Genomic DNA, 22,783 nt, shown 5'->3' with positions numbered 1-22,783 from the left:
CGCCGCTGTCGCGTGGCGGCGGGCCGGTGTCAGCGGGTCGCGTGCAGTTCGGCGACGTATCCGCCCGGGAACCGCACCGTCGCGGTGGAGCGGCCCTCGGCGGAGTACGGCCCCCACAGCACCTTCGCTCCCGCCGCCTCGGCCTTGCGCAGCGTGGCCGCGAGGTCGTGCACCGCGTAGCCGGTGGTCTCCCGGCCGAACGGGTAGGGAAGGTGGCCGTCGGTGACGCTGACGACGGTGTTGCCGAACGGGGAGCGCAGGGCGATGCGCCGGTACGTCCGCCCGGGCAGCCCGATGTCACCGGCGTCCGCCGACCGCCGGTCGGAGACGATCCGGCCCCCGGTGAACCGGAGGTAGGAGCCGAGGAACCCGTCCAGCGAGTCGGGCGTCAGGTAGACGCGATGGTCCGGCACGGTCTCCAACCGCGCGTACGACGGGGCTTGGGTGTGCCAGTACAGCTGGGCGTTGACGCCGCCGGGGAACTGCACGACCGCGTCCCGCCCGATGGGATCGTCGAAGGGCGCCACGACGACGTGCGCCCCGCTCTCGCGGGCCTGCCGGACGCCCAGGTCGAGGTCGCGCACGAGCCAGCCCGTCCGCTCGGTGCCGAACGGGTACGGCACGGGCGTCTTGAAGTCGAAGACGGACAGGGTGCCGACGGGCGAGAGGACCAGCTCGGACTCGGTACTGCTGGGCGTGGGGGTGACGGTCGTGACGACCTTCGCGGTGTGGGTGCCGCCGAAGGTCGCGACCCAGCTCGCGACGAACCTGTCCACGTCGCCCGGGGTGACATAGACGTGCGTGGTGTCGTACTGCGGACCGACCGCCGTGGTCGAGACCGCGGCTGCCCGCTCGGTCCGGGCCGAGGACGGCGCCCCGGAACCCACCACGCTCAGTGCCACCAGTAACGCGGGCAGCACCCATGCCATCGCCTTGCGCTTCATCGCCGTCCCTTTCCGTCGAGGCAGGTGAACCGAACGGTAGGGAACGGCGCCGGGGCGGAGTGTGCCGGCAGTGCCACAGGTGTTGCGCGTCAGCGAACAGGCCCCGCCCCGGACGTGCCGCGGTCAGACGGCCGTCCGGCGCTGCCGCCTGATCGGTTCTCCCACGCGGTGCAGGTGTGCCAGGGCCTCGCGATAGGAGCGGATCAGGCCGGTCTCGTGGTACGGCACACCGATCTCGGCGCAGTACGCGCGCACGACGACCTGGGCCCGGCGCAGATGCGGGGTGGGCATGCTCGGGAAGAGGTGGTGCTCGATCTGGTAGTTGAGCCCGCCGAGCAGCACATCGACGAGCCGGCCACCGCGGACGTTGCGGGAGGTGAGGACCTGGCGGCGCAGGAAGTCGGGCCGCTCGTCGCCGCTGAACGTGGGCATGCCCTTGTGGTTCGGGGCGAAGGTGCAGCCCAGGTAGACGCCGAAGAGGCACTGGTGCACGGCGAGGAACGCGACCGCCTTGCCGGGCGGCAGCACCAGGAACAGCGCCGAGACATAGGCCGCGAGGTGCAGGAGGAGCAGTCCGGCCTCCAGCCCGCGGTGCTTCATGGACGGTGAGCGCAGCGCCCGCACGCTCGCGACGTGCAGGTTGAAGCCCTCCAGCGTCAGCAGCGGGAAGAACAGCCATGCCTGGTGGCCGCCGATGAGACGGGCCGGGCCCCGGCTGTCGCGGGCCTGGGCGGTGGACCACACCAGGATGTCCGGGGCGACGTCCGGGTCCAGTTCCTCGTGGTTGGGGTTGGCGTGGTGGCGGGTGTGCTTGTTCATCCACCAGCCGTAGCTCATGCCGATCCCCAGGTTGCCGAAGAGCCGGCCCCACGTCTGGCTCGGCCGGCCGCGCCGGAACACCTGACGGTGCGCCAAGTCGTGCGCGACGAGGGCGGTCTGGCCGTACATCAGGGCGAGGAAGGCGGCTACCGTCAGCTGCCACCAGGTGTCCCCGAGCGCGAGGAAGGCGCCCCAGCCGGCCGCCGTCAGTGCGACGACGAGCCCGAGCCGTGCCGCGTAGTAGCCGGGGCGGCGCCGCATCAGTCCCGCCTCGGTGATGCGCCGGGACAGCCGGGCGAAGTCGCTTCCGGCTCCGGGGAGAAGGGAAGGACCGGCGGGTGTGGTGGTCGGATCCGCGATCTGCGGGGAAATCGTCATACCGTCGAGTCTCGGCGAGCCCGCCTGCGCGGGACAGCCAGCCAGGCACCGCATCGGGACGGGGGATTTCCCCAGGACCGCCGGGGGTGGTGTCACCCCACAAGCCCTCTGACGTGGGCGTTTAGCGCAGACGGCGGGTCAGCGTCCGGCGAGGGGTCCGAGGGCGTCGCTCCCCCGTGGGGCGAGGCCCGACCCGGCAACGGAGCCACCGGCGGAGTGGGCGGCGGGCCGCCGGGCGCGTACCGGGCGGGCTCCGGTGCGGCGCGGCCGGTGACACTCCACCGTGTTCACGCCGGACTGCGCCCCAGTCGGGCCGTCAGCCGGCTGCCGGGACGTCTACGCCGAGCACTTCGAGCCGCTCGATGTCCGTGTCGCGGGGATCCGCGTCGGTGATCAGTCCGCTGGCCTCCTCCCAGGGCAGGACGCGGAACCGCGAGGGCGTGCCGATCTCCTCGGAGGAGGCGGGGATGTGGGTGTCCGGGCGTGCGCGGACAGGGCCCGCTCCATCGCCGCTTCCTCGGCGTCTCCCGTGGTAGGTCCGGCCTGTGCCTACACGCCGGTGACGCCGAGCAGGCACAGGCCGGCGGAGACGTTCTGCGCGGCCTCGACCGCGGCGGCACCGCACGTGAGGCCGGCCGGGCGTGCGCGGTTCAGAGTTCGTCGGCCGCGCGGACCCGGTGGAGATGGACGAGGACGTCGTAGGCCCGCCCGAGAGCGAGGGCCGGCAGAGGGTCGGGCGTGAAGGTCGAGCCGGCGTCGTAGACCGGGCGGGGCCGGTCGAGCCAGGCGCGGGCCGGGGCGGGCGCGGTCCGCAGGTCGAGGTAGAAGTCCCGGTACCCCACCCGGTCCAGGACGTGCTCGTTCATGCCCGGGCGTGCCGCCGGCACGGTGACCGCCTTCCAGTCGCCGTCGAGGGAGGCGTCCTTGGTGAGGAAGGAGCCGCCGGCGAAGCTGAAGCCGATCGCGGCGTAATCGCGGCCCAGGCGGTCGCGGAGCGCCGCGCCCTGCGTCCGGGGGTACATGTCCGGGTGGGTGGACGCGTATCCGATGTGCCCGTTGTGAGCCGACAGCAGCATCTTGTGGCCGGTGTGGCGTCGCCACCACAGCACATTGTCGGCCATGGCCTGGTCGCGCAGGCTCTCGGCGGCGGTGACCGAGGCCGGGTCGGCGAGGTCGACGGTGGCGAAGGCGAAGGTCTGCGCGATGTTCCGGGCGTGCTGCACCGTCCACGCGTAGTCGCCGCCGGTCTGCTGCCGCCCGGCCACCAGGTCGAGTGCCTCCTGGGCGCGTGCGGCGTTCGCCTCGCGCTCCGCCACCGGCATGCGCAGGTAGGCGAAGACGTCGTCGAAGGGGCGCAGCCCGGCGTACAGCTCGGTGAGCCTCGGCAGTACCTCCGGCCGGGACTCGCGGACGGACGTCAGCACGCGCTCGAAGACGTGGTCGCCGAGCTTCGGCGCGCCGAGGTCGTCCCCCATGAAGTGGACCCGGTGGCCGGGGTGACGGCGGTTGTGCTCGCGCATCCAGCCGATCAGGCTGACGAATTCCTCGCGCTCCCAGGGGGATCCGGCCAGCGTCTCCCGCGCGATGCTCCGCGGATCGCCGGGACCGCCCTGGAGGTACTCGTCGATCCTGAGCCCCGCCGACCAGCTCATCTCCAGGGCGAAGGTGGTGAAGCCGCGCTCCTCGACGAGGTACCGGAAGACGCGTTCCTTCATGGCGAAGAACTCGTGCGAACCGTGCGTGGCTTCGCCGAGCCCCACCACCTTCGCCTCCCCGATCATGGAGCCCAGCGCCCGCAGATCCGAGGGCCCGCGGTCGGGATCGGTGGAGCGCAGCGGGTGGGCCGTCCGTTCGAGGGAACGTACGACGGCCGCTTCCCGGTCCGCCTCCGCGGAGCGGCCGGCGGGTGCGGCCGGCGCCGCGGCGGCCACCGGCGCGGCCAGTGCCGTGGCGGCGAGGATCGCCGTGAGCGCCAGGAGCCGTCGCCGGCCGGTCGTCTTCGTGTACACCTGCATCCCGATCACTCCTTGTGTGCGGCGGCTTCCCGAGCCGCTGGAATGATCTTCGTGGACGGTGGCCCGGACCGCGCTGGGGCGCTCCACCGACTTGTTCCGGGGGTTGCCCCGGGGTGCCGCGCCGGGGATATCCCCCGGCTTCGCCACGTGGGTTCAGCGCTCACCCGGGGCCCGGCGCCCCCGCCCGGCCACCCGGAGCGGTCACGGGGCCGGTCGCCTCCACAGGTCCTCGCTCGTGCACACCCGTGCGCCCATGTTGCGCTCCATCATCCGCAGCGCGGCCTGAGCGAGGTCCTCGTGAATGTGCGCCACGGCGTCCTTGGGAACGACCACGTCGAAGTGGCGGATGTGGGCGTCGAGCGCCGAGTAGAGCACGCACTGCTCGGTCACCTGCCCGGTGAGTACCAGTCGCTCGATGTCCTGTTCCCGCAGCAGGTACTCGAGGGGGGTCTCGAAGAAGACGGAATGGCGGGCCTTGAGGACGAAGAGGGAGTCCCCGTCGGGCCTCAAGGGGTCCACCAGGCAGCCGTGCGGACCGTTCAGAGCCTCCTCCAGCAACTCACCGTGATGTGATCGCCACTCGCCGAAGTTGTCGTTCACATAGATCACCGGTACCGAGAGGTCCCGCGCACGCCGCAAGAGGTCCGCAACGGCCGGAACCACCGTCCGGGCCGAGGGAAGCAGCAGGTCGGCGTCCTTGTGGTCGTAGGTGTTGATCATGTCGATGACCAGCAGTGCAGTTTTACTCACGACCACCGGGTTCCCAGAATGCACCCGTGTCCCCGCTGTTCGTTCAGGCCGGCGACGGATTCGATGGGCGGATGGGTCATGCGCGGGCTTCGGGGCCGGGGACCGGGCGGGCGGAGTGTCGGTGCAGGGCCGTGGTGCCCTGGCGGATCAGTCGGGTGGCGCGGGGAAAGTCGCGCAGCTGACCGGCCAGGAGGTCCAGTCCCGCCACGAGGGAGCCGGCGGGGACGTGCCGAGCGGTGAGGATGTCGGCGGTCCAGGTGAGGAACGCGGTGAACAGGTCGGGGTCGTCGAGGTAAAGGGAGGTGGAGAGGAAGTCGATGATGTGGGCGAGGTCCTCCGCGGTGCGTTCGCGCTGGGCGTCGCTGTATCCGCGCGCAGGGGGGAATCGATGCTCCAGGTCGCGCAGGGTCTGTCTGACGAGCTGGTGCCGGAACCGGACGACCATGGTGTATTCCTGATCGGCCAGGTGCGGCAGGTCGTCCACCGCCTGCCGGATCGCCGAGGGGTCCGGCCGCGTGGGTCCCTCGGCCAGGATGGCCACCGCGCCCCGTGCGTCGGGCGCCCACCGGTCGGCGCCCAGTAGGTGGGCGTAGCGGCCGTCCCGGCCGAAGGCGCGGCCACCGGCCAGGACGGGGATGCCGATGGCCTGGCAGGCGGTGATGGCGGCGTGAGCGGCCGGCAGATGGGTCGGGAGGGAGCCGGAGAGCAGGACGGCGCCGGGGTTGGTGCGGTGCAGATGGGCGACCAGATGCGGCGTGGGCGTCTGAGCGCCGAGGTAGTCGATCCGCCAGCCGTGCAGGGACAGGACCTCGGCGACGAGCCTGGCGGGGAAGGCGTGCCACTCGCCGTCGACGCAGGCGACGGTCACCCGGCCCCGGTGAGGCGTGCCGCGCCCGTCGCGCCGGTGGGCGAGCGAGGCGACGATCCGCTCGTTGATGGCGGTGGCGGCGTGCTCCTGGGCGACGGTGATGCGGTCGGCGGCCCATTCGGCGCCGACTCTCTCCTGCACCGGTGCGACCACGTCGAGGAGCAGGCTCTCCTCCCCCACGCCATCGGTCAGGGCGGCGTGGACGACCTCGGCGGCCGCGCGCTCGTCTCCGTCGGCCACGGCCTGCCACAGCCGCTCGGCGCAATCGGCTGCCGCACCGGCATGACTCACCGCTGCATCCTCCTGGTGTCCGTGCCGTCGGCGTGGTCGTCGACGATGGCCAAGGGGCCGTGTCTGGGGGCGCTTATGGCGACGACGGCCATGTCGTCGTGTCCCGTGCCGCCCAGCCACTGGGCGGCCAGCATCCGCACCCGCTCCACGACCGCCTCCGCCGGCAGTCCCGCGCACTCGGCGAGCGCGCGTTCGAGGCGGGCCTCGCCGAAGAGATCGTCGCCCAGCGGGCCGCCGCGGGCCTCCGTGATGCCGTCGGTGTACAGCAGGCACGTCTCCCCGGGGCCGAGCACGGTGGTGATCGTCCGGGCGGTGACGATCGGCAGCGCGCCGATCAGGGTGCCACGGGTGGCGGCTTCCTCGACCGTGCCGTCGGCCCGGACGATCAGCGGCGGCAGGTGCCCCGCACTGGTCAGGCGCAGCCGCGCCCGGCTGCCCCGGCGGCGGACGGAGGCGAGGACGAGCGTGGCGAAACGCGTGTGGTGGGAGGACAGCAGAGCGCCGTTGAGCAGGTTGAGAACGCGCTGGTGGTCTTCGGCCAGGGGGACCAGGGCGTGCAGGGTGTTGCGGATCTTGCCGGTGAGGACCGCGGCCTCCAGGCCCTTGCCGGCGACGTCGCCGAGCACGACCAGTGTCTCCTGCGACGGGTCGGCGCCGGGGTGCACGTCGTAGAAGTCGCCGCCGACCCGCTCATGGTCTTCCGCGGCCCGGTAGCCGCCGGCGTAGTCCACGCCGTGCACGGTGGTCAGCGCCGGCGGGAGCAGATCGTTCATCAGCGTGGTGGTGATGGCCGCCTGCTCGGCGTACAGGCGAGCCGCGGACAGGGCGGCCCCGGCCCGGGCGGCGAACAAGCGGGCGAAGACCTCCTCACCGTCCGTGAAGGCGCGCTCCGTGCCGGACCGCAGCAGGATCAGCGCGCCCGCGGGTACTCCATGGCCGGGCAGGGGGGTGACGATCACCGAACCGACGGCGCCGGCGAAACCGTCCGGCACCACCCAGCCCGGCAGGCCGGCAGGGTCTATCCACCGGGCCGGCGCGGGCGGGAAGCCCTGCAACGCCTCGCCGAGCCCGGGCACATCCGACACGTCGATCGCCCGCGTGGTCTGGTCGACGGAACCGCCCCGGCAGGCATGGGTCAGCACATGCTGGTTGCCCCGGGGCGGGGCGATGACCACCGCGGCCTCGGCGAGGTGCCGTGCGGCCAGGGAGGAGGCGACTTCCATGCAGCGCGGCACATTGAGCGTGGACAGCAACGCGTCGGATACCTCCGCGAGAACCTCGGAGCGGGCCTGCGCATCGCTCAACGCCGTCTCGGCCAGTCGGCGGTCGGTGCCGTCGATCAGCCACCACACCACGTGGCCCTCCCCCGCCGTGGTCGGATGCGCCTCGAAGAACCGGCCGTTGACGGAGCCCGTCAGTGGACCGGCCCCGCCGGTGCGGGGTACGCCGTCGGACAGCCGCTGGTGGGCGTCCGAGAGCCAGGACGGCACCCGTTCGTACAGCCGGTCGCCGTCCTCGGCGTCGCCCAGCAGCAGCCGAGCGGCCTCGTTCATCCGTACCAGGCCGCCGTGCCGATCGGCGATGAGCACGGGGCAGGGAGCATCGGCCCACGTCACACCGATCGTCGGATCGGCGTCGGGGGGCCGGGCGGCAGAACCGCGGGAAGCAGACACAATCGGAGGGCACGCGCCGTGCGCACCTCACCACCTTCCTGCCACAGGGAAATAGATGTCCTCCGGCAACCGTCCCTCATCGACCCCGGTCGTCGCAACCTTGCCGGGAAAGCCCTGGATAAACGCCGCATTCGGCATATCCGCACCGGTAACCTGACCATCCGGCTCGGCGATTCGCGCGCCACCCCGGCCGGTGCTGCGGAAGGCAGAGCGGTGCTCCCCGTCGTCCGACGCACCGGCGACCGCGTCACCGTCGTCCTCCCCGAAGCCTTCGACCCGCACTGCGTACCCGCCCCGCGCGCCGTGGTCGACCGGATCATCGATGATGACTGCCCCCACTTGACGCTGGACGCACCCGTGCGGCCCTCTCAGGCGTCGACAGCCGGGTCCACCGCCTGCCGACCCGCAGGGCACTGAACACCGCCATCGGCATCACCGCGCGCCCGGACAGCGACCGCCCGGACCGACGCGCGGGCGCCGGCCGGCCCAGTGCCCGGCCGGGAGCGGTGCCGTCGGATCCCCGGGCGGCCGACAGGTCAGGCGATCTCCATTCCTGTTCCGGTGTGCGGATGGTGCCGGCCGCGGTGGGCGCGTAGCCGACGAGCCTGGGCGACGGCTTCTTCGAGCGTCGTCGTGATGGTGAAGACCGAATCCAGGCCGAGAACGTCCAGGCGCCCGCGCAGGTGCTTGTCGGGCACGGTGAGGACCAGGGCGCCGCCCGTGCCGGCGAGGCGCTGCCAGAAGGCCACGAGGACCGTGATGCCCGTGGAGTCGATGCAGGTGACGGGTGCGGTGTCGAGGACGAGGTAGCGGCAGCCGCTGTCCACGAGCGCCTCACCCGCCGCGCGGACGCCCGCACTGGTGAAGAGATCGACCACGTCGGGAAGGGCCACGACGGACAGATTCGCGTCCTGGTCGATGATCTGGAACGTCATCTGCCGTCCTTCCTCGCGCCATGTGCGGCACCTTGGCCCCGATGGACGCGCCCCTGCCCCGGAACACCTCACAGCCACGCATACCCGGACCGGCCCTCGTGCAGGCGTGGTCATCGCGTGCCCGACCGGGCGTGGCGCCCCGGCCTCGGTGGCGGATCGGCCGGTGCCGCGCGGCCCGGGCGGCGGCGGGTGGTCGCGCCGGCGGCGGGCCTGCCCGAGAGGCACCCGGTACGGTCCGGCGCCGTCCGGGCTCCTTCCGGTCGTCGGCCGGATCTCGACGTCCGCGGCCCCGTCCTCATTGCCGTCCCGTCCCGTCCCCGTTTCGATGACGTACTGCCGGGGGCGTCGCGCTCCCGGCGCCACCGACGAGTGGGGGGTTGGAAACGGTGCGTCACAACGCGGGAGCGGAGAGCAGAGCAGGGCGAAGAGACCGCAGGGGTGGCCGCGGAGCGCGGCTGAGGGGCATGACCGGTGCGGCGGCGCTGACGGGCGTCGCCGCACTCGTCGTCGCGGCGGTGCCCGCCGTCGCCGTGACCGGGACGGCGCCCCCGCGGGCGCCGCAGCAGGTGGTCCCCGCACCGGACACGGACACCCCGGCCCTGGTGCAGGGCATCCGGGAGCCGGCACCCGCCACGGGCGGCGCCGCGGACGCCGCCCGCGCCTACCTGGACGGCAAGCGCGAGCGGTACCGGATATCCCACGCGGCGCGCGACCTGGTGCCCGGGGACGTCACCACGTCGCGGGGGCGGGAGACCGTCCGGCTCCAGCAGCGTCACCGCGGCGTGCCGGTGCTGGGCGGCCAGTACGTCGTCCGGATGGAACGGCGGAACGGCGAACGGGTCGTCACCGGCACCTCGGGCAAGTACTTCACCGGCCTGACCACCGGGACGACGGCCGCGATCGACGGGGAACTCGCCGTCGAACGGGCCGTCTCCCGGGTCCTCGACGACCTCGACGGCCGGCGTCTCGCCAAGGCGCCGCGCGAGGGCGAGGAGGAGGAGTCCCCGCTGCGCGGCACCGACCACGGACTGGTCGTCGTCCCCAGGGGCACCGGCGTGCTCGCCCGGCACGTCACCGTCCAGGGCACCGACCCCGCCGACGGAACCCCCGTGCTGCAGGAGGTGTACGTGGACGCCCGGGCGGGCTATCCGGTCCTGCAGTACGGCGGTATCAAGACGTTCGGTGCCCCGGACCGGCTCGCGCCGCGGCCCCCCGCCCGGGACGCCGCGGCGGCGGGCCCGGCCGGGCCGTCGGCCCCGTCCGGCGGGGAACAGGGCAGCGGGGTCAGGCTCGACGGAACGACGGTCGGCCTGGGCGTCGTCCGTGACGAGGAACGCGGCCTCTACCTGCTCCGCGACGACGACCGCATTCCCGACGAGGAATACACCGCCCGCTTCCTCGCGACCTACGACGCACGGGACCTGACGGTCGGCGACGTGAGCGGCCAGTGGCCGCAGGGACTGGCGGAATTCTCCTCCCCCGCGAAGGAGTTCGGTGCCGAGGTCACCGAGAGCGGTGGCGTCGACGCGCACTGGGCAGCCGCGCGGGTCTTCGACTACTACCGGGACCGGCACGACAGGAACAGCCTCGACGGCCGCGGCATGAGCATCGACTCGCTGGTAGGCGTCACCCAGTACGGGCAGCCGTACGTCAACGCCTTCTGGGACGGGCAGAAGATGGTCTACGGCGGTGGCGACGAGGAGTACCTGCCGCTGTCCGCCGCCCTGGACGTCGTCGGGCACGAGATGACGCACGGGGTCATCGAGCACTCGGCGAACCTGGTCTACGCCGGCCAGTCCGGGGCGATGAACGAGGCGATCGCCGACTACTTCGGCAATGCCATCGAGGCGGACGTGTACGGCCTCCCCGCCGACGACCCGGACTCCGGCCTGGTCGGCGAACGCCTGTGCCGGACCAGAAGCCCCCGGGACTGCGCCGTGCGCGACCTCGGGGACGGGCGCACCACCACCGGCTCGTTCCTCGGCCTGGACTTCCTCAACGACAACGGCGGCGTCCATTACAACGCGACGATCTTCGGCGGCGCCCTCTGGGACGCGAGGGAAGGTCTGGGCGCCGATCTCGCCGACCGGATCGTCTACCGGGCGCTGACCGAGTACCTCACCCCGCTCGACGGCTTCACCGAGGGCCGGGCCGCCGTCCTCGCCGCCGCCAAGGATCTGGGCGCCACGGCGACCGAACTCAGAACACTGCGCCGCGCCTTCACGGCCCACGGCATCGTGCCCGGCTGGGAACCGGCGCTCGGCGCGGACGCCGAGCCGCTCCTCGACCGGATCAACACCACCGGCACCGGCCTGGGCGCCGGCGGCGGCTGGTGGACGGCCGCCAAGTCCAACGAGGACGGCAGCGAGGCCTACTCCGTGTGGGCCGGACGCGCGGACGGCAGGTCCCAGCCCAAACTGATGAGCCCCAACGACGGCCGGTACCACGTCAATCCCGCCACCGACGGCAAGACGGTGGTCTGGCAGGCGTACGGCCCCGGCGGTGTGGAGGTCCTGGCCAGGCCCCTCGCGGGCGGCCCGGTGAAGAAACTGTGGTCCGGCCGCAGCGGGGGAAGCGTCACGGACGTCGACGGCGACGTGGTCACCTTCAGTTTCGCGAACGTGGGCGGACGTTCGGCGGTGGCCTACCTGAGCCTGAGGAACCCGGCGGAGGTCGTCACGTTCGGCGGCGGCACCTACCGGCGGGCGTACGCGCCCTCGGTCAGCGACGGCAAGGTCTTCTTCCGCGTGTGGCAGCGCGTGGCGCTCACGCGCGCCGTGTACGAATGGCGGATGACCGTCGTCGACGTGGCCACGGGCCGGTCCACGGTGGTCCAGGAGTACCCGAACACGGTGAGCCTCGGCCCGACGGCGGTCAACGGCACGCACCTCTTCTGGCTGCTGTCCGGCACGGCCGAGGAAACGGGGGCCAGGACGGCCCTGCGGCGCGCCGCCCTCGACGGCTCCGACGCGGTCGACCTCAGCCCGGAGACCGGCCCGGACGCCTTGTACGCCTACGACCTGACCGTCTCCGACGACAGCGCCACGGTCCTCGCCTACGATCCGGACGGCGGCCTCACCAACGAGGCGACTCCCAAGCTGCACCAGTTCGCGAGCGCCGGTGTCCCCGGCGCGCCCGGGACCTACAAGGGCCGTGTCTCGTGCAACCGCGGCGCGCAGACGCACCCCGCGGCGGTCGCCGGCGGCCAGGCGGTCTGGCTGGACTCCACGACGGGCACCACGGACGTGGTCACCCGTGACCGACCGGCCGGCCGCTGCGGCTGACCGCCGGGGGCGGGGCGAGGAAACCGCCCCGCCCCCGTAACGGTCGACCCCGCGCGGGGCGCGAGGAGGGCGACCGGACGTCAAGGGGACCGCGCCGGAAGTCTGCCCTTACGGGCACCGCATCGTGCCCGTACGCCCCTCCCCCACAACCCTCCGCACCGGGTATGCAGGAGACCACAGCGAAACGGCCGGCCCTACGATCGGAACTCCATGCGCGCGCAAGAGCCGATGAAGAGCGAGAAGCATCCGCAGGGCCCCGCCAAGAGCACGGCCGTGCGGCCGGAGGGGCGGGCGCCCGGTGCGCTTCTCAATCTGCAGCGCTCCGCCGGCAACGCCGCCGTCGTCCGCATGCTCCAGCGGGACGGGCACCGGCACGACGCGGACTGCGGCCACCGACGGCCCCCGGCGGAGCCGGTGCAACGCTCCGCCGTGCACGACGTGTTGCGTGCGCCGGGCAATCCGCTGGACGAGCCGCTGCGCCGGGAAATGGAGTCCCGTCTCGGCGCCGACTTCTCCGACGTCCGCCTGCACACCGGCTCCGCGGCCCGCGCCTCCGCCGCCGAGGTGGGGGCACGGGCGTACACCTCCGGCAGCCATATCGTCATCGGCGACGGCGGCGGCGACAAACACACCCTCGCCCATGAGCTGACGCACGTCATCCAGCAGCGCCGGGGCCCGGTGGCCGGTACGGACAACGGGGCGGGGCTGAGCGTCTCCGATCCCGGCGACCGCTTCGAGCGCGCGGCCGAGGCCAACGCGGTCCGGGTGATGAGGCGGACCCCCGAGCAGACCGCCCGGCACCACCCCGGTCCCGAAAGTGCCCCCGTGCAGCGGGAATCCGGCGCCGTCGCCCGGCACCCGGCGCACGGCACCGACGCGGCGACCCTCCAACGCTTCACCGAGGTCACCACCGTGGAGCTGGGGCGCGCACGGTTCTCGGAGAACCGGCTGTATCTCATGACCGTCACTCCCGGGGCGGACACCACCGTCCTCTGGGTCGCGGAGGGTGCCCCGGCGCCCCGGTACTGCAGGCCGACCGGGGAAAGCGGGGAGATCGAGGGGCGCGTGTACACGGAGTACGAACCGCAGACGTCCTTCCTCGCGGACTGTGCCCACACCGCCGAGGAGATCATGCACCAGCAGCGGCTGGCCCTGGGACAGGACGCCAGCGAATTCGCCTTGGGGGGCAACCAGTTCGGCCTTGGCGACAGGGAGAACGCGGAGGGCGCCACGGCCTACGCGAATGCCCGGCCCGGCGGCCCCCACGCCAACGGGGAGGAGCGGCCGGCCCCCGGCCAGGCGTTCGCCATCGTGGAGACCGCGTGGCACGGGGACTACGAGCGGCCCGCCAACGCCAGCGGGTGGCCGTACCACGTGGCGGCCGTGGTCGCCGAGGACGGTGACGACCGCATCACCGTGGAGCAGGCCGCGGACGGCAACGACGCACGGGCCCGCCAGGGGTACGAGGGCATCGTCGACATGTATACGTCGGGCACGGACCCGACCAACGGACAGGCGCTGCCGCACAGCTTCCACGGGCGGAACACCGGCGGTCCGGTGCAGCACTTCTCGGTCGGCGCGATCACCGTTATCCTCCAGCCGATCAACGTGGGCGCACTGCGAGGGGAGACCGGCCGCCGGAAGCTCATGTGACCGGTCCCGCCTCAGCCGATGATCACGACACGGGCCCAGGGCGGCGGGGTGTCCGGGACGTAGTCCGGGTCCTCCTCGTCCACGGCCCGGGCGGGGCGGGGGAAGAGGCCGACGACGGTACGGCAGGGCGGCTGCGCGGGAGGGCCACGGTGTCTGGCCGTCCGTCAGGGCGACGCTCACGTCGGGGCGCGGCCGGGAGCGGAGCGCCCGGGCGAAGCCGGAGCGCAGGCCGGTGCCCCCGCCGCCGACCAGTTCGATGTCCGCGCTGCTCGAGGTGGCGGCGATCTCCCGGGCGGCGGGCGGCGCGACCTGGTCTCCGTGGTCTCCTGCGACGCGGCGGCCGGGATCGCCGTACCGCTGTGCCGCGCCGAGGCGCCACCAGCAGTTCCTCCCGGGGCAGTTCGGCCGGATCGTGATCAACCGCCGTGAGCACCCCGTCCCGCAGCGCGATCCGGTGGACCTCGCCCCGGCAGTCCACCCGGTGCGGGTCACCGGGTCCGGTGGCCGGGGCGGCGACCGCAGCGGGACCGGGCACCGGCAGCGCCGCGGCGACGAGCGGGTGCAGCCGCCCGGCCGCGATCAGCCCGGCCCGCAGCAGTGCGAGGTCCGGCGGGACCCGGGCCGCTGCTTCCGGCAGGACCGGAAGCGCCACGGCCTCGTGCGGTGGCGACGTCTCCCGCAGCGGCCGGCACGCCGGGGCGTGGCTGTCGCCGGGGGCGACGAGGTCGAGGACGGCGCGACAACGGGCGTTGAGCCGCACGGTGAACGCCCCCGCGCGGACGCCCCTCGGCCCGCAGCAGCAGTTCCGCCTCGGCGGCCCAACGTCCCACCGCCCACGGGGCGTCGGGCACGGCGGACGGCTCCGGCGGGACGGACCGGATGGGGCCGCCGGACAAGCCGGGCAGGCCGGGAGGTGCCGCGGGCGGTGTTCCGGACGCCCCGCACCGCCACGCCAGTTCGCCGCTGCGCCCGGCGTCCCAGAGGTGCCGGTGCAGGTCGAGCCGGAACCGCCGGTCGGAGCGCGGATGCGGGTGGTGCCGCGAGGCGCCGTTGGCAGCTCCCTCCCACAGGGCCAGGGACATCCGCTGCCCGGCGTCCGCCCAGGCCGGCGGTGTCCGCACCACCAGTTCGAGCGGCGGGGCGCCGGAAGTGTGGTAACGGGCGAGCGAGAGGGTGAGGCCGGGTCTGAGTCGCCCGTCGGAGGCGATCCGGGGCATGTGCCAGCGGAGCAGATCCGGCGACAGCCACCGCGGATCCGCGCGGAGGCGGTGGACGAGGTCGGTGCCGTGGCGGTCGCGCACGGCGCGCGGATCGAGATCGACGTCGACCCGGGCGGCGGCGCAGGCCCCCGCCCAGTCACCGGCCGCACGTCGCGCGGTCTCGGTCTCGGTCTCGGTCTCGGTCTCGGTCTCGGTCTCGGTCATGGACGGTGGCACGGCGTACTCGCGTACGCGCTGCCACATCGACAGGCGGGGCGGAAACCCGTTCGCGAAGTGAAGTGCCCTCAGCCATCACCTTGCGCGGACGATTCCCCCAATCCGTACGAGGAGAAGTTCATCATCGCGGACTTCGTGACCACCCCGACGACGATCTGTCTCTCCCCGCCGGCGGCACCCGGCGGTCGCCGGGGACATCGCGCCGGTGACCGGCCGGATCATCCGTTCCTCCGAGCACGCGGCGCCGCTAGAGTGCTCGTACGTTCCTGGGACGGGGAGGGTTCGGGTTGGACGGAACAGGGGTGGACGCGGTTCCGCTGGCCCCCGGTGGAATGCCGCTGGTGGGACACCTGCCCAGGCTGGCCCGGGGACGGGCGGCTTTTCTGCAGACGTTGCGGGGGTGCGGTGATGTCGTGGAGATGCGGTTGGGGCGGCGTCCGTTCTACGTGCTGAACGCCCCCGAGGCCATTCACGACGTGCTGGTGACCCAGAGCGGGAAATTCAGCAAGGGCATGCTGTTCGACCAGGTCCGCCCCTACATCGGCAACGGGTTGGCGTCGTCCGACGGGCCGTTCCACCTCCGGCAGCGGCGCGCCGTGCAGCCGGCGTTCCACCGGGAGCGGATCGCACGGTACTCGCAGACGTTCGTCGAGGTCGCCGGAGCGCGGGTGGGTGAATGGCCGCAGGGCAGGGTCGTCGCGATGGAGCGGGAGATGCGCGAACTGGCCGTCGCGATGCTCGTACCGGCGCTCTTCCCCTTCGCCGAGGGGTCGACGACCAGGCGAGCGATCGAGGATCTCGGCGCGAGCGTCAGCCGTGACCTCGAGCTTCTCGTGCGCGGTGTTCTCCGGGCCACCATCCTGCCGCCGCCACTGGCCGTCGTACCGACCCGGGGGCGGCGTGAGTTCCTGGCCTCGGCGGCGGCCCTGCGCCGGCTCGCGGAGAAGGCCGTACGGCACGCCCGCGACAGCCCCGAGGGCGATGGTGTCCTCGCGCTCATGCTCACGCACGAGAACGGCATGTCGGACGGGGAAGCGTGCGACGAGGTGCTCACCCTCCTCGTCGCCGGTGTCGAGACCACGGCCACCACCCTGTCGTGGGCCCTGCACGTACTCGCCCGCGATCCACGGATGGCCGACCGGATGAGCGACGAGGCACGGGCGGCCGGACCGGGCGTCGTCACCCCCGCCGCCCTGCCGTACACCACGCGGTTCGTCCACGAAGTGCTGCGCCTGTACCAGCCCCTGTGGTTCATGGGGCGGCGCGCCCTGGAGACCGTGCGCGTCGGGCGCTACGAGATCCCGCGCGGGGCCGAGGTGGTCTACAGCGCCGCGACGCTGCACCGTGACCCGGCCTGCTTCCCCGACCCGCTGCGTTTCGACCCCGACCGGTGGCTGGCCAGGCCGGAGAAGAGCCTGCCCCGCGCCGCCTACCTGCCCTTCGGCGCCGGCAACAGGCGCTGCATCGGAGACGGCTTCGCGTGGGCCGAGATGCTCGCCGTGCTCTCCGCCGTCACCATGCGCTGGCACCTGCGCCCCGCCCCGGGGCACAGGGTCCGGGCGGTGGCGGACGCGCAGATCCACCCCGACGCCCTGCCGATGTCCGTCACCGCGCGGGCAGCGGGCTGACCGGGAGCGCCGATGCTGGAATTCCACCTGCGCGAAATCGGCCTGTTCGGCACCGCGCGGGCCTGGGACCCCGAGGTGCGGGGGCTGACCCGGTTCCTCCCGGACACCGAGCCGGAACCGCTCGCCGGGGCGGAACTGCTGCGGATCGAGGACGAGTGCCGCCAGGACCGGCTCGCGCTGCTCGAAGCCACCGACGAGGCCTACCGGGACAGCGCGGAGGGACGTGCTTTCGCCGCGTGGCTGGCCACGGCCCGGCCGCCGGAGCTGATCTGCACGCGCAAGGGCGACACATCACTGGAGGACGTGCGCCGGTACATCGTCCGGGACGCCGTGCAGTGGCTCGCCCTGTGGCTGGCCGGGTACCGCGCGGATCCGCTGTGGCACGCGATCGCCAAGGCGGTGGCGTTGATGGCCGTCCTGGACGACATCGTCGTTCCGCCGCAGGACGTGGCCGACGGGGTGCACCGGATCGGGGACGAGAGCCTGGCAGAGGCGCTGGACCGGGTGAAGGCGCTGGGCGGTGACCGGGATGCCCGGTGGCTCGCCCACGCCTATCAGGAGACGCTGTTCAGCGCGCGCGTCCAGTTCCACGAGAAGTGGTCCACCGCCGGGCCGGGCATGGCGCCGCCGGACCACCTCAGCGCCATCCAGGCGTACGTCGGGGAGCCGGACATCCTGCGCGCGAGTGTGGTGCGAACCTACGCGGCGGAGACCCTGCCCGTCATGCACCTCATCGCCTACTACTTTCGCCTCCCCTATGACGACCACGACCGGGCGGCCTTCCTCTCGGCCGCCGTGGCCCAGACCCTGGGCATGGACATCTCCAAGGACCAGTACGGCGTCGGCGTCAAGGAACCCACCAACTTCGGCGTCCGCCCCGGCCGGCGCGAGCAGGACGCCGTACGGCGCCGCACCGAGATCCAGCGCACCTTCCTGCGCCTGACCGCCCGCTTCCAGGACATCACCGACTTCGCCACCACGGTCTACGACCGCTACTCCCGCGTCTCCCTCTCCTACGCCAGACTCGTGGACCGGTACATCGAACGCCGTCACATGACCCGCCTCCCCATGAACGGCACCCTGTCCACGGTGGTGGACGACATTCTCACGGCCCGGTAGAAGGCCGCGGCGGGACCGGGGACTCCGGTGGGGCACAGCGCACTCGGCCGGTACCCGTAGACTGCCGACGTGGCATGCACGAGCACCCCGCACCGCTGCTTCCTGTGACCGGAAGGCGTTGAGGGCGATGCCGGACGGCGTCGCCCTCCTTGGTGTGCCTGCCGCGTGAACCACAGCTGCCCGCTTCTGCCCGAGGCGGCGAGGTTCCGAGTGCGCGTGCAGGCACGGTCCCTTCCCTTCACCCCTGCCAGGAGTGCCTCGTGCCCGTGTCGCTTCCCCCTGCCCTCGAGCCTACGCGCCCCTCCGCGAAGCCGTGACCCGCCGGGCGGCCGACGCCGTGTCCGGGCGGGCCACGGTGGTGGACGTGGGCTGCGGCACGGGTTACTACCTGTGCTCGACGGGCTGCCCGGCGCCCGTGGCCTGGGGCTGGACACATCGGTGCGCGCACTGCGCGCCGCGGCCCGCGCCCACGTTCGAGCCGCCGCGGTGGCATGGGACGTCTTCCGTCCCTTCCCGGTGGCCGACGGGGTGGCCGACGTCGTGCTGGACGTATTCGCGCCGCGCAACCCGGCCGAGTTCCACCGCGTGCTGTGCCCGACCGGCCGGCTGATCGTGGTCCGTCCCACCGGGCGGCACCTGACCGAGCCGCGCGGCCGGCTGCCCGCGATGGTCGCGATCGACCCGGCCAAGGAGCAGCGCCTGCGCCGGGCGCTCGGTCCCTTCTGCGACGCCGCCGTCACCGAACTGGTGGAGTACCCGGCGACGTTGACCGGGCCGGAGGCCGTGGACCTGGTCGCGATGACGCCGAGCGCACGTCACATGAGCGCTGCGGGACCGACCGATGACGGCTCGCTGCCCGATCAGGTCACCGTCTCCGTGCCGGCCACCGCCTACCTGCCTCGGCGACGACCGGCAACACACGCGCCGGCCGACCGGTGAGTGATGCCCTTGTCCGGCGCCCGGTCGTCCCCACGGCACCGGAGAGCGGAACGGCCGCTTCGTCTCGGACAGGCGGTCGCGGAACACCGCGTACGGGGGCTGGCCACACCCCCGACCGGCCTGCTGCCCGGATGGCCGGGCAGGCCACGGACGAGGAGGCTGAACGCATACGGATCCACCAAGCAAAAGGGAACCCTCTGTGTTCAGCTTCAAGCCGCCGCGCCGCCGTACCGCCCGCACCGCCGCAGTCGGCGCCCTCGCCCTAGCGGCCTGTGCCACCGTCCTGGCCGGCAGCGCCGGAGCCATCGTCAACGGGTCGGACTCCACCGAGAGTTACCCGTTCATGGCGGTGATCCCGGCGTCGGCCCCGGACCAGGGCCTGCGCGACGGGAACTGCGGTGCGTCACTGATCGACCGGCAGTGGGTGCTGACGGCGGCTCACTGCGTGCGGGGCGAGGGCCTCGAGCTGGACGGCATCGTGCGGGTCGGCAGCGACCACCGCAAGTCCGGCGGCACCGTACGGAAGATCGACCGGACCTTCGTCCACCCCGGCTATGTGAACGGAGACGACAAGGCCGCGAACAGGAACGACATCGCGCTGATACGCCTGGACCGGCCGGTCGCCCAGCAGCCCGTCGAGATCGCCGAGCAGGCGGGGCCGCCCGGTGCGCGGACCCGGCTCCTTGGCTTCGGCACCACCATCGACACCGGGTTCGAGTTCCCGGACCGGTTGCAGGAGCTGGACAGCCGCAGGGGTGCCGTGTCGGAGTGCGCACCCGGTTACGCGGACCGGACCCGGCTGTGCACGATCAGCACCGTGCCCGAGGCCATGGCGTGCTTCGGGGACTCCGGCGGACCGCAGGTGCGAAAGGGCCGGAACGGCCGCTGGGAGCTGATCGGCGTCACCTCGGGGCCCGGCGCCCCGAACGTGCCGTGCTCGAAGGGCCCCGGCCTCTACACCAGCGCGCCCGCCTACGCCGGCTGGATCGACAAGACCATGAGGGCCAACAGCACGCCGCCGATCGCGCGCCACGGCCGCCACACCGCCTGATCGGAAGCACCTTGTTCCCGACCGGCTCCTGACCGGGGGTGCCCCCGGCCCCGGTCAGGGGCCGGACCGCGCCCTGCGGCGCCCGCGCGTACAGCGGTGGGATCACGTGAAAGGAGCGGCGAGGCATCGGAACGCCCGGACATGGGCGGGGGGGGCCGGCAGGGGCGGGGCACCTCGTCGTGCCCCGCCCCCGGGCGGGCGGGCCGGTGGGTCAGACGGTGGCGGGCAGCGGTTCGGACGCGGGCCGTGCCGCCAGTCGGCCGGTGCGATGCAGGCCGTAGAGGGCGGCGGCGCACGTCAGGCCGAGCGCGCACAGGGTGATCCACGGCAGCGCGGGCATCCCGGCGGCGCGGGCGGCGTCGAGGGCGGCGCCCGTGCCCAGGTTCCCGACGGTGATGCCGATACCGCAGATCGTGTTGTACAGCCCGTAGTGCGTGGCGACCAGGCGGTCACCGGAGAGGCGGACGATGGTGTCCATCTCGAAGGGGTAGGCGATCATCGTGCCGACGGCCAGCAGCAGCGCGGCGAGTGTCGGCGGTACCGCCGAGAGCAGCCACAACCCGATCCCGGACTCCGGGACGGTCACGGCGGTGGCCGGCAGCAGGGGGACGAACGCCAGGCCCATGGCCGTCAGCCCGCGCACGAGTGCCTGCCCGGGCTCGTACCGCGCCTTGCACCATGCCGTCACCCGCGTCTGGCCGAGGATCGTACTCAGCCCCGAGACGGCGAAGAGGACCGCCACCGCCGCGGTGCCGAAGTCCCCGTCGCCGCCCAGCCGTCGCACCTCCAGTGGCAGCGCGAGGTAGACCTGGAAGGACAGGATGTAGGAGCCGATCATGGCGACGGAGAAGAGCAGGAACGGCCGGTTGGCGAGGATGCCCCGCCACTGGGCGAGGACGCCCGGGCCGCCGTGGCCGCGCCGGTGCCCGGCGTCGTCGGCCCGCCGGGCGGGCAGGGCCCGGATCTGTACGACGCTGAGCAGGGCGAAGATCCCCGCCGCGACCAGGCAGGTGACACGGAAGTCCACCCCGGTGAGGACCATGCCCACCAGCGGGCCGAGCAGGACCCCGGCCTGGTAGAAGACGTTGAACAGGGCGAACGCCTCCACCCTGCGCTCCCCCGCGTCAGCCGCGAGATAGGCCCGTACGGCGGGATTGAACAGCGCGCCGGCCAGTCCGGTGGCCGCGGAGGCGGCGAGCAGCGCGGGCAGCGAGTCCACCAGCCCGAGCGTCGCGAAGCCGAGGGTGCGCAGCACACACCCGGCGATGATCATCGGTTTGTAGCCGAGCCGGTCGGCGAGCGTGCCGCCGACCAGGAACATGCCCTGTTGACTGAAATTGCGCACGCCGAGGACGAGTCCGACGATCCAGCCGGCCAGTCCGAGCGTTCCGGACAGGTGGGCGGCCAGGTAGGGCATCAGCATGTAGAAGCCGAGGTTGATGGTGAACTGGTTGACCATCAACAGCCGGGCGCTGCGTTCGTACGACCGGACCTGGACGAGCAGCCCCTTCACCGGACTTCCTCCGAAGGGCCGGACACGGCGCCCGGAGTGTCCCCGTCGGCCCCGCTCCCCGCGCCGTGCGGGGCGAGGGGATCGACCACGGTGGTGCACCGGGTCCAGTGGGTGACCTCCTTCTCGTCCGGCCGGCCGATCAGCTCCGGCTCGGGGGCCGGCGGGGAGTCCAGCAGGCCGTGGGCGGCGCAGTAGTCGTCGTCGTAGACCGTCCCGAGGTACCGCTGCGGGCCGTCGGGGAAGATCGCGGCGATCCGGGTGTCCGCCGGCATCGTCCGCGCCAGCCAGCCGGCCACCAGCGCGACCGCGCCGACGCTCCACCCGCCGGTGGCGTAGTGCGAGGCGGCCAGTTGGCGGCAGGTCCACACGGCCTCGTGCGGGGCGACCCAGTGCACTTCGGAGAACTGTTCGTAGGCGACGTTGCGGGGGTGGATGCTGGATCCGAGTCCGCGCATCAGACGGGGGCGGGCGGGCTGTCCGAAGATCGTCGAGCCGGTCGTGTCCACGCCGACCACGGTCAACTCCGGGTAGAGCTGCCGCAGGACGCGGGAGGTGCCCGCCGAGTGGCCGCCGGTGCCGACACTGCACACCAGCACGTCGATGTGGCCCAGCGCGGTGGCGAGTTCGTGGGCCAGCGGGGTATAGGCGGCGACGTTGTCCGGGTTGTTGTACTGGTCCGAGCACCAGGATCCGGGGTCCCGCTCCAGCAGCCGCTCCACGCGGTCACGGCGGGCCTGCTGCCAGCCGCCCGTGGGATGGGGCTCGGAGACGAGGTCGACCCGGGCACCGTAGGCGGTCAGCAGCCGGGTCATGGACGGTTCCAGTCCCGGGTCGGTGACCAGGGTGACCGGGTGGCCGTACGCCATCCCGGCCAGCGCCAGTCCCAGGCCGAGGGTCCCGCTGGTGGACTCGATGATCCGTCCGCCGGGCCGCAGGTCGCCGCGGGACCGGGCCCGCTCGACCATGTGCAGGCCCGGACGGTCCTTGATGCCGCCGGGGTTGAACCCTTCGAGTTTCGCCCAGAAGCCCCGCCCCGCCGGGGCCAGTGGCTCCGACACCCGCAGCAGCGGGGTGTTGCCCACCAGGCCGGGCAGTGCGGAGCGGCCCGGGGTGACCGTGGCCTTGGTCAGTGCATGCATGTGTGTGGTGTCACTCTCGCTCGATGGACGCACGCTGCGGTTCCGTTCGCGCCCCGGGGCGACAGGCGGGCCGTGGGCCCGCGGTCGAAGCCGTAGGGCGCGGCAGCCGGTGGGATGGGCCGGCCGCGAGCGAGTGGTCTAGATCCGCCACCGGGCCGTACGGACGAGCGCCGCGCGGCCGGTGCGCGCGCCGCGCCGTCTTCGGGACCCGGGCGGCAGGAGGGGTCCTGCCACCGGCACGGACACGGTGCCGCGTAGGACCAGGGCCGTGGCGACGGGGGAAGAACCCTCCGCCGGCTGCTCCACCGTACGGGCGATCACGGCCGCCGCGCAGTCCTCCGCCTGGTG

15 protein-coding genes and 3 pseudogenes are annotated in these 22,783 nt (G+C 73.1%); 6 read left to right on the top strand and 12 right to left on the bottom strand.

Features of this window, described 5'->3' with window-relative positions; translation table 11 throughout:
* Nucleotides 1–29 precede the first annotated feature (29 nt).
* The 9 genes and pseudogenes from ACZ4W9_RS08425 to ACZ4W9_RS08385 form a co-directional block, all read right to left on the bottom strand.
* The gene (locus ACZ4W9_RS08425; protein WP_467934093.1) at nt 30–944 is read right to left on the bottom strand and encodes a glyoxalase; all 915 of its coding nucleotides are present in this window, start codon (nt 942–944) and stop codon (nt 30–32) included.
* A 123-nt stretch (nt 945–1,067) separates the two neighbouring features.
* Entirely contained in the window at nt 1,068–2,141 is a 1,074-nt protein-coding gene (locus ACZ4W9_RS08420) for a fatty acid desaturase family protein (RefSeq protein WP_467934092.1), read from the bottom strand.
* 316 nt (nt 2,142–2,457) lie between these two features.
* A pseudogene (locus ACZ4W9_RS08415) lies at nt 2,458–2,777 on the bottom strand (sugar phosphate isomerase family); the annotation flags it as partial.
* Between the two features lie 14 nt (nt 2,778–2,791).
* On the bottom strand, nt 2,792–4,156 hold the full coding sequence (locus tag ACZ4W9_RS08410; RefSeq protein WP_467934090.1) for an erythromycin esterase family protein: 1,365 nt from the start codon (nt 4,154–4,156) through the stop codon (nt 2,792–2,794).
* A gap of 201 nt (nt 4,157–4,357) precedes the next feature.
* Nucleotides 4,358–4,906: a cysteine hydrolase family protein gene (locus ACZ4W9_RS08405; protein WP_467934089.1), complete on the bottom strand. Its 549-nt coding sequence runs from the start codon at nt 4,904–4,906 to the stop codon at nt 4,358–4,360.
* 76 nt (nt 4,907–4,982) lie between these two features.
* Entirely contained in the window at nt 4,983–6,065 is a 1,083-nt protein-coding gene (locus ACZ4W9_RS08400) for a cobalamin B12-binding domain-containing protein (protein WP_467934088.1), read from the bottom strand.
* Complete coding sequence (locus ACZ4W9_RS08395) at nt 6,062–7,654, bottom strand: PP2C family protein-serine/threonine phosphatase (RefSeq protein ID WP_467934086.1); 1,593 nt, start codon at nt 7,652–7,654, stop codon at nt 6,062–6,064. The genes ACZ4W9_RS08400 and ACZ4W9_RS08395 overlap by 4 nt, the downstream gene beginning before the upstream one ends.
* Nucleotides 7,655–7,765: 111 nt before the next feature.
* The gene (locus tag ACZ4W9_RS08390; RefSeq protein WP_467934085.1) at nt 7,766–8,077 is read right to left on the bottom strand and encodes a hypothetical protein; all 312 of its coding nucleotides are present in this window, start codon (nt 8,075–8,077) and stop codon (nt 7,766–7,768) included.
* A 197-nt stretch (nt 8,078–8,274) separates the two neighbouring features.
* The gene (locus tag ACZ4W9_RS08385) at nt 8,275–8,673 is read right to left on the bottom strand and encodes an STAS domain-containing protein (RefSeq protein WP_467934083.1); all 399 of its coding nucleotides are present in this window, start codon (nt 8,671–8,673) and stop codon (nt 8,275–8,277) included.
* Between the two features lie 464 nt (nt 8,674–9,137).
* Here ACZ4W9_RS08385 and ACZ4W9_RS08380 point away from each other — a divergent pair, with 464 nt between their 5' ends.
* Complete coding sequence (locus tag ACZ4W9_RS08380) at nt 9,138–11,957, top strand: M4 family metallopeptidase (protein ID WP_467934082.1); 2,820 nt, start codon at nt 9,138–9,140, stop codon at nt 11,955–11,957.
* A gap of 210 nt (nt 11,958–12,167) precedes the next feature.
* On the top strand, nt 12,168–13,610 hold the full coding sequence (locus ACZ4W9_RS08375) for an eCIS core domain-containing protein (protein ID WP_467934081.1): 1,443 nt from the start codon (nt 12,168–12,170) through the stop codon (nt 13,608–13,610).
* An 11-nt stretch (nt 13,611–13,621) separates the two neighbouring features.
* On the opposite strand, the pseudogene ACZ4W9_RS08370 reads toward ACZ4W9_RS08375, so the two are convergent.
* Nucleotides 13,622–15,073: pseudogene (locus ACZ4W9_RS08370) on the bottom strand (hypothetical protein).
* Nucleotides 15,074–15,378: 305 nt separating this feature from the next.
* Here ACZ4W9_RS08370 and ACZ4W9_RS08365 point away from each other — a divergent pair.
* The 4 genes and pseudogenes from ACZ4W9_RS08365 (at nt 15,379) to ACZ4W9_RS08350 (ending at nt 19,783) form a co-directional block, all read left to right on the top strand.
* A complete protein-coding gene (locus ACZ4W9_RS08365; RefSeq protein ID WP_467934198.1) occupies nt 15,379–16,674 on the top strand; it encodes a cytochrome P450 in 1,296 nt (431 codons plus the stop codon).
* Between the two features lie 12 nt (nt 16,675–16,686).
* Complete coding sequence (locus ACZ4W9_RS08360; protein ID WP_467934080.1) at nt 16,687–17,793, top strand: hypothetical protein; 1,107 nt, start codon at nt 16,687–16,689, stop codon at nt 17,791–17,793.
* Nucleotides 17,794–18,082: 289 nt separating this feature from the next.
* Nucleotides 18,083–18,732: pseudogene (locus tag ACZ4W9_RS08355) on the top strand (methyltransferase domain-containing protein); the annotation flags it as partial.
* A gap of 199 nt (nt 18,733–18,931) precedes the next feature.
* Complete coding sequence (locus tag ACZ4W9_RS08350) at nt 18,932–19,783, top strand: S1 family peptidase (protein ID WP_467934078.1); 852 nt, start codon at nt 18,932–18,934, stop codon at nt 19,781–19,783.
* Nucleotides 19,784–19,994: 211 nt separating this feature from the next.
* On the opposite strand, the gene ACZ4W9_RS08345 is transcribed toward ACZ4W9_RS08350, so the two are convergent.
* Nucleotides 19,995–21,296: an MFS transporter gene (locus ACZ4W9_RS08345; RefSeq protein WP_467934077.1), complete on the bottom strand. Its 1,302-nt coding sequence runs from the start codon at nt 21,294–21,296 to the stop codon at nt 19,995–19,997.
* Nucleotides 21,293–22,435, bottom strand: a complete 1,143-nt coding sequence (locus ACZ4W9_RS08340) for a PLP-dependent cysteine synthase family protein (protein ID WP_467934076.1) — start codon at nt 22,433–22,435, stop codon at nt 21,293–21,295. Before ACZ4W9_RS08340 ends, ACZ4W9_RS08345 begins: the two co-directional genes overlap by 4 nt.
* Nucleotides 22,436–22,783: the final 348 nt, after the last annotated feature.

The organism is Streptomyces sp. NPDC029296 (assembly GCF_055569255.1).
This window is presented reverse-complemented; position numbering and strand designations above follow the sequence as displayed.